The 7624-nt window shown below is 56.2% G+C and carries 8 protein-coding genes; 7 read left to right on the forward strand and 1 reads right to left on the reverse strand.

Annotated features, from left to right (window positions below; genetic code table 11):
- Positions 1–169 precede the first annotated feature (169 nt).
- The 3 genes from glyA to rpiB all read left to right on the forward strand — a co-directional run bounded on the left by glyA (position 170) and on the right by rpiB (position 3052).
- Positions 170–1462, forward strand: a complete 1293-nt coding sequence (glyA, locus tag ACFE7X_RS16185) for a serine hydroxymethyltransferase (protein WP_375436724.1) — start codon at positions 170–172, stop codon at positions 1460–1462.
- 146 nt (positions 1463–1608) lie between these two features.
- Positions 1609–2481, forward strand: coding sequence for a twin-arginine translocase subunit TatC (gene tatC, locus ACFE7X_RS16190; protein ID WP_375436725.1), 873 nt, complete (start codon positions 1609–1611; stop codon positions 2479–2481).
- A gap of 139 nt (positions 2482–2620) precedes the next feature.
- A complete protein-coding gene (gene rpiB / locus ACFE7X_RS16195; RefSeq protein WP_375436726.1) occupies positions 2621–3052 on the forward strand; it encodes a ribose 5-phosphate isomerase B in 432 nt (143 codons plus the stop codon).
- Between the two features lie 85 nt (positions 3053–3137).
- Here rpiB and ACFE7X_RS16200 read toward each other — a convergent pair whose 3' ends face one another.
- The gene (locus ACFE7X_RS16200; protein ID WP_375436727.1) at positions 3138–4550 is read right to left on the reverse strand and encodes a hypothetical protein; all 1413 of its coding nucleotides are present in this window, start codon (positions 4548–4550) and stop codon (positions 3138–3140) included.
- 359 nt (positions 4551–4909) lie between these two features.
- On the opposite strand from ACFE7X_RS16200, the gene rbfA reads away from it, so the two are divergent.
- From rbfA to ACFE7X_RS16220, 4 genes are all read left to right on the forward strand, one after another.
- Complete coding sequence (gene rbfA / locus ACFE7X_RS16205) at positions 4910–5344, forward strand: 30S ribosome-binding factor RbfA (RefSeq protein ID WP_375436728.1); 435 nt, start codon at positions 4910–4912, stop codon at positions 5342–5344.
- Between the two features lie 131 nt (positions 5345–5475).
- The gene (locus tag ACFE7X_RS16210; protein ID WP_375436729.1) at positions 5476–6285 is read left to right on the forward strand and encodes a class I SAM-dependent methyltransferase; all 810 of its coding nucleotides are present in this window, start codon (positions 5476–5478) and stop codon (positions 6283–6285) included.
- A gap of 52 nt (positions 6286–6337) precedes the next feature.
- Entirely contained in the window at positions 6338–6715 is a 378-nt protein-coding gene (locus ACFE7X_RS16215; RefSeq protein ID WP_375436730.1) for a hypothetical protein, read from the forward strand.
- Positions 6716–6765: 50 nt separating this feature from the next.
- Positions 6766–7624: ABC transporter permease (locus ACFE7X_RS16220; RefSeq protein ID WP_375436731.1), on the forward strand; the 859-nt coding region annotated here is incomplete at its 3' end.

A 7624-nucleotide genomic window follows, 5' to 3' on the forward strand; every position in this document is an offset into this window, starting at 1 on the left:
CCAATCACCCGGGCGGGCAACCACAGCAGCTGAAGTTGCGGCAAAAAGCAGTTTTAGTGGGTGCACAAGACAACTGCCAGGGCCATTTGTTGTTTCGTTTTTCCAGTCACTCACTAGCTCGCCGCCTGGCAGCTTGGCAGTTCCGGGCAGTGGGTGTACCTTTGAACTTATGGAAACGCAAGCCACAACCCTGACCCAAGACACTGCCATCTTCGACCTGATTCAGCGCGAAAAAGAGCGGCAAACGCACGGTATTGAACTGATTGCCTCTGAAAATTACGTTTCGGAGCAGGTGATGCGGGCGCAGGGCTCCATCCTAACCAATAAATACGCCGAGGGCCTACCCGGCAAACGCTACTATGGTGGCTGCGAAATCGTCGACCAAATCGAGCAACTGGCCATCGACCGGGCCAAGGAACTGTTTGGGGTGGAGTGGGTGAACGTGCAGCCGCACTCCGGCGCGCAAGCCAATGCCGCCGTCATGCTGGCTGTCCTCAACCCCGGCGACAAAATTCTTGGCTTCGATTTAAGCCACGGCGGCCACCTTACGCACGGCTCGCCCGTCAACTTTTCGGGCAAGCTCTACCAGCCGTCTTTCTATGGTGTCGAGCCCGAAACCGGCCTCATCGACTGGGAAAAGGTGAAAGCCACTGCCCGCCGCGAACAACCTAAGCTTATCATCTGCGGGGCCTCGGCCTATTCCCGCGACTGGAACTACCAAGCCCTGCGCGAAGCCGCCGACGAAGTAGGGGCGCTGCTGCTGGCCGACATTTCGCACCCCAGCGGCCTGATTGCCAAAGGCTTGCTCAACAACCCGTTCGACTACTGCCACATCGTCACGACCACCACGCACAAAACGTTGCGCGGCCCCCGCGGCGGCCTCATCATGCTCGGCAAAGACTTCGAGAATCCATTTGGCTTGAAGACGCCGAAAGGCGAGTTGCGCATGATGTCGGCACTACTAGACTCGGGCGTATTCCCGGGCACCCAAGGCGGACCGCTCGAACACGTTATCGGGGCCAAGGCGGTAGCGTTCGGCGAATGCCTGAGCGACGCCTACACCGAATACACCCAGCAAGTGATTCGCAATGCGCAGGCGCTAGCCAAAGGCTTCACCGACCGCGGCTACGAAATCATTTCGGGTGGCACCGACAACCACCTCATGCTGATTGACTTGCGCAGCAAAGGCCTCACCGGCAAACTAGCTGAAAACACGCTCATTAAGGCCGATATTACCATCAACAAAAACATGGTGCCCTTCGATGATAAGTCGCCCTTCGTGACCAGCGGCATGCGCATTGGCTCAGCGGCCGTTACCACCCGTGGCCTGCGCGAAACCGACATGACCCGCATCGTCGACTTGATTGACGACGTACTGATGCACCACGCCGACGATGCTTACCTGCTGCGCGTGCGCGGCCAGGTGAACGAGTGGATGCAGCAGTTTCCGCTCTTCGCATAATATAGAGCAACTGAGTAGCGGCAAAGTAACTGGGTATTCGCATTGAACCGAGGCTGAGTACATCTTACAAGCCCCGCATTTCGTTTGTGCTTTACTCCTTGCCCTTTCGGCTTACTCAGTTACCCGCTACTCAGTTATTTTCTTCCGTGGATCAACAACATCCTTCTTCCGGGCACCCTGTGATAGGGCAACAGCAGGAAATGTCTTTTATCGACCATTTGGAGGCCTTGCGGTGGCACATCATCCGCTCGGCCATCTCGATAGTCGTGTTTGCTACCGCTGCTTTCCTTGCCAAGGACTTTCTGTTTCACGACCTGATTCTAGGTCCTTCGCGCTCCGACTTCTGGACCTACCAAGCCTTCTGCCGCCTCGGCAACTGGGTGGGAACCCCAGAGTTGTGCATGGATAAAATCGGCTTCGTGATTCAGAACCGCGAAATGAGTGGGCAGCTCACGATGCATATTAGCACCTCCTTCATGGTGGGCATCGTACTGGCGTTTCCTTACACGTTCTGGGAGATTTGGCGCTTTATCAAGCCCGGCCTTTACCCGCACGAACAAGCCAATTCGCGCGGGGCCGTGTTCTTCGTTTCCATCCTGTTCCTGATTGGCTTACTGTTCGGGTACTACATTGCGGCGCCGCTGAGTATCAACTTCTTGGCCTCGTATCAGATAGACCCGACCATCGAAAACCAGATCGACATGCAGAGCTACATTTCCACGCTCACGACCATGTCGATTTCCTGTGCCTTCGTGTTTGAGTTGCCGATGATTGTGTTCTTCCTGGCCAAAGCGGGTATCGTGACGCCCGAAATCATGCGGCTCTACCGCAAGCACGCCATTGTGGTCATTCTCGTTATTGCGGCCGTCATTACGCCCCCCGATATTTCCGCTCAGATCATCGTCACTATCCCGATTGTGTTGCTGTACGAACTCAGCATCAACATTGCCCGCGTCGTGACTCGCAACCGCACCCAAATGCTCAACGACCGGCTGGCTGAAAACGGCGGCGTGAGTTAGATGACCCCAGGACCTGCTCATTGAATGTGGGGAATGCGAGAAAAGACGGGGCTGGTGCTCTGCTCAACTCTCGCATTCCCCACATTTTTGTGTTTCCTTACCCTACGCGTTTCCCTTCACTTTTCCTACTTCCTCCCTTATGGACACCATTGCTCTAGGCTCCGACCACGCCGGCTTCGAATACAAGCAGATGCTCGCCCAATGGCTGCGCGATAACGGCTACGAGGTCCGCGACTTCGGCACCCACTCCCCCGCCTCCGTAGACTACCCCGACTTTGTGCACCCGCTGGCCGAAGCCATCACCAACGGCGAAGTGGAGCGTGGTATTCTGGTGTGTGGCTCCGCCAACGGCGTGTGCATCACGGCCAACAAGCACCGCGGTGTTCGGGCAGCCATTGCTTGGGAACCCGAACTGGCCTCTCTGGCCCGTCAGCACAACGATGCCAATATTCTATGCGTGCCCGCCCGCTTTATCAGCGAAGAAAACGCCCGCGTCATCGCCAACCAATTTTTAACCACTGGCTTTGAGGGTGGCCGCCACCAAACTCGCGTAAGTAAGATTGATGGTTGAAAGGCTGAATTGTTAAATGGCTGGTTGTTGAGTGGTTGTTTGTGCAACAAGCCATTCAACAACTAACCATTTAACAATTCAACCCTCACTTCAGTTGGTATACCCGCGGGGTGCTGGTGGGTTGGTAGCGGCCAAAAATGGCGGGCACTTTGTATTGCAACTCCGCGAGGCGGTTGGTTTGATCGATGAGAACAGTGGGTGGCGCAGACTCCAGGTTGCGAGCCAGCCGGTAAACCGCCGCGTATTGACTGAGGTGGCCAAAGTCGGCCTGGGCGAGGCGCCAGTCGAGGTAGGGCGAGCCAATAGAGTTGGTAAGATAAGGGCGCAAATCAGCGCCAAGTACCAGCAGGCGCTGCCCTCGCAGGCTGGCATATTTAGGATTGGGCTGCACGGCATAGCGGGCTTCAACTGGAAAACGCAGAACATCTTCCAGTTGAAGCAACCCCCGATAGCGCAACCCTACTACGCAGCCAAGCAGCACCAGAAATAGCACATCCACCACCCAGGCCCGCGGCGATTTCTGCCACAGGAAGTAACTGAAATACGTGAGCGGCGGCAACAAAAGCCCCAGTGTGCCGGGCGCCGTACCCCGGCCAACGGCCATCATGAGCACAGCTACCAGCAGCCAGACGAGCATCAACTGCTGAAACTTCACCTGAAATACCAACCCCAAGGACGTAGTGAAGGAGCGGGCCAGAGCGAGCAGTAGCACAGCACCCGGCAAAACGAGCAGGCGCCATTGCAACGGTAGCGGCAAGCCGTCGGCACCCATTACCAGGCCGCTGAACGAGGGCCGTAAGTGAAACTGCCGAAAGAAGGGTAGCGCATCATTGTAGAGAAAAAACGTAGCTACCACCGCGTACGGAAACCCGAAACCGCACAGCAACAGCAGAAAGCTGCGAAACGAGTTGGCGGCGAAAACAATAACGGCAAACAACCCTACCAGCAGAAACAGCGCCAGCGGGAGGTAGCACAGCGCCGCCACCCCAATCAGAAACCCAGCCCGAAATAGGCGGCGGTTGTCGTAACCCTCACGGGAAGTAGGCAGCAAGGCACTGAATCCCAGAACGATAAACGTGTGCCCAATCAGCAGCGGCGACAACGTATCGAGGTCCGTGGTGACGCTGGCCAACACCAAGTAAGTAAGCGCCGCCAAGTAGCCCCGCTCGGGGTGCACATCGGCGCGGTTGAGGACAAAGTTTAGGCGTAGCGCCTGGATGAGCAGCAGCCCCAACGCCAGAATCCGGTACAGCCACAACGGCCGCGAAGCCACCATATCGAGGGCTGCGAACAGGGCAGCAGAAAGTGGCGCAGTGGCATCGTATAAGTCGCGGTAGAGCAGGCCGCCGGCGTGTAACCGCTCCCCGATGAGCATGGCCCGCAGTTCGCTCATGGTAAGTGGCACGCCCAACCACAACAACGGCAGCCGCACCGCTAGTACTAGCAGCAGCAGCAACACAAGGCGGGTGGGCAGCGGACTTTTAAAAAACTGAAGCACTGTTTAGGTGAGAAGGTGGCAGGTGAAAAGGTAAGTAGGGCTGTGGGAAATAGGCAGATAGACGGCGGAAAGTTTGGTGGCAAAGCTACGTTCATCTCTTGTAATGTGCGTATGCTACCTGGTTGCTGCTTCCGTTGCGGTGCTGCTTTGCTGCTCTTGACTTCTTCACGCCAAGGCCCGCCCAACAAGGTACCGAGGAGTTGTCATCTGGCTTTCCCGATGCCCGGTAAGCACAAGCAACCACGAGCAGGCTCTGAGCGGAATGGCATCAACTTCCGTTGCCTTTTCAAGCGGTACCCGACGCCTCCTTGCCACTGACCCAAAAATCTGTCACCTAATCACCTACCTTTGCAATTCTTATGGAAAGTAAACGACAGCAAAAAGTATCCAGCTTGTTGCAGCAAGAGCTGGCCACGGTGTTTCAGCGCGACTTGCCGCACTTATTTCCGGGCCTCGCGCCGGGTATTGCAGGAGTGCGCGTCTCCCCCGACTTAGGAGTGGCCCGCGTTTATTTAAGCCAGTTATTGGCGCGCGAAGGCAGCGGCCAGGAAATGCTGGACATGGTGCACGACAACCAAAAGCAGATCCGCCAGGCGCTGGCCAAGCGCATCCGGCAGCAGCTCCGCATCGTACCCGACTTGGTGTTCTTCCTCGACGACTCTGCCGCGTACGCCGCCAAGATGGACCAAGTGCTAAGCCAGCTCGACATTCCGGCCGCCGAGCCCGAACCCGACGACCAGGCTGACACCGAAGCCCCGAAACGCCCCAAACTTTTCACCGACGACAGTGAATGATTGGTGTGCTACGCAGTTGATGGGCTAGTGTGCTGATTGTCTTTTTACTACTAGTCACAGTCAGCAACAACTTTAGGAGTCATCAAGCAGCATCACATCAACACATCAATTAATAAGCACATTAAATTCCCTTGCATTACGATCCGATAAAACGCTCTTTGGGCGAGGTTTTCAACCGCACCCCACTGCTGCGGCGCCTATTCTATCATCTGCTCGATTTGCTGCTGCTGCGCACTTGGCACGTGCACCGGGAACTCCGGCAGTGGGCCAAAGGCCGCACCGCCGAAGCGCTTAACATTCTGGATGCCGGTTCCGGCTACGGGCAGTACACCTACTGGCTGTCGGGCATGGGCGCGAAGTGGCACATTCTGGCCGTTGACGTGAAAGACGAGCAGATTGCCGATTCCAACAAGTTCTTTCGCCAGATTGAGCGCGCCAATGTGCAGTTTGCGGTGCAGGACCTGGTGCTGTACCAGGAGCCTAACACCTTCGACATGGCCTTGGCGGTCGACGTAATGGAGCACATTCTGGAAGACGTGGAAGTGTTCCGCAACGTGCACGCTTCCCTCAAAGATGGCGGCATGCTCCTCATTTCCACTCCCTCCGACCAAGGCGGCTCCGACGTGCATTCCGACGATGAAACCAGCTTTATCGAGGAGCACGTGCGCGACGGCTACAACATTCACGAGATTCAGCAGAAGCTGCGCACCGCGGGCTTCGAGCGGATTGAAGCTCAGTATAGCTACGGCGAACCGGGCCAGATATCGTGGCGGCTGAGCATGAAGTATCCGATTCTGATGCTCGGCTACTCGAAGTGGTTTTTTGTGCTGCTGCCGTTTTACTACCTCGTCAGCTTCCCGTTCTGCTTGCTGCTCAACTGGCTAGACGCCAACACCAAGCACGACTCCGGCACCGGCCTCATCGTGAAAGCCTGGAAGTAGACCTTTTGCGCCCGGCGGCGTATCTTGGCACTCCCGCATGCTCCTTTTCGTTATGGCTGATTCATCTGAACTCACGCAAATTCTCCAGCATCTCACGAACCAGTCCGCGCAGCACGCGCAGCAGATTGGGTTGCTTTCGGTTGCCTTAGAGCGCAATACCAGTGTCTTGGAAACGGTAGTGACCGTGCAAAACCAGATGCTGAATCAGGTGCAACTCATTTACGAAGAGCAGCAGCAGGTCAATAAGCAGCAGCAGGGATTTAATGAGCGGCAGGAGCAGTTCAATGAGCGGCAGGAAGAGACGGATGCCATTTTGTTGTCGGAGCTGCGCGAAATCAAGACGGATTTGCGGGAGCTGAAAAACGTGGTGCTCACCGACCACGAGGAACGTTTGCGCCGCCTCGAAGAGTTTATGCGTCGCGCCAGTTAAGTATCTTTACCTCTTTTATACCTCTCTAAATCCCACCCCGCACGCCCCGCATGGACGTCCCCTTGCTCATTGCCCGGCGTTATTTTCTCTCGAAGAAGAAGCGCAACATTATCAGCATCATTTCCAATATTTCCATGATTGGCGTGGCCGTCGGGACTATGGCGTTGGTCATTGTACTGTCGGTATTCAATGGGCTCGAAGATTTGGTGCGCACCCTCTACGGCAAGTCGGACCCCGATTTGCTAGTGACAGCCCTGCAAGGCAAGTCGTTTCAGACGGATGCCAAGATGCTCGACGGGTTGCGGCGCCTACCGGGCGTAGGCTTGCTCACCGAGGTTATCGAAGATAACGCCTTGCTTCAGTACCACGACCGCCAGATGGTGGTGAAAATGAAAGGCGTTTCAGAAAACTACTACACTCAAAGCCGCATCGACTCTGCCATTGTGGAGGGCGACCACCGGCTGTTGCGCAGCGGCAACGAGCCCTACGCGCTGCTAGGCGCTGGCGTGCAGCACGAGCTAAGCATTGCCCTCAACAACCGCTTGTCTCCTTTGCACTTGCTTTATCCGCGCAACACTGGCAAAAAAACGCTGTCGATGAACCCGGAAAACGCCTTCACCGAGCAAAGTATTCTGGCGGGCGGCGTCTTCCTGATCGAGCAACACATGGACGACAGCTACGTTTTCGTGCCGCTCGACTTCGCCCAGAGTTTGCTGCAGTATGGCAACCGCCGCACCGCCCTGGAGTTGAACGTAGGCGACGAACACGACATTCAGGAGGTAAAGGCGTTGGTGAAAGACCAGCTTGGCTCCCAATTTCGCGTCCTCGACTCCGACGAGCAGCACGTAAGTTTGCTGAAGGCCATCAAGGTGGAGAAGATGTTTGTGTTCATCACGTTCGCCTTCATTC

It is taken from the genome of uncultured Hymenobacter sp., from assembly GCF_964242765.1.
Classification (GTDB): Bacteria; Bacteroidota; Bacteroidia; order Cytophagales; family Hymenobacteraceae; genus Hymenobacter.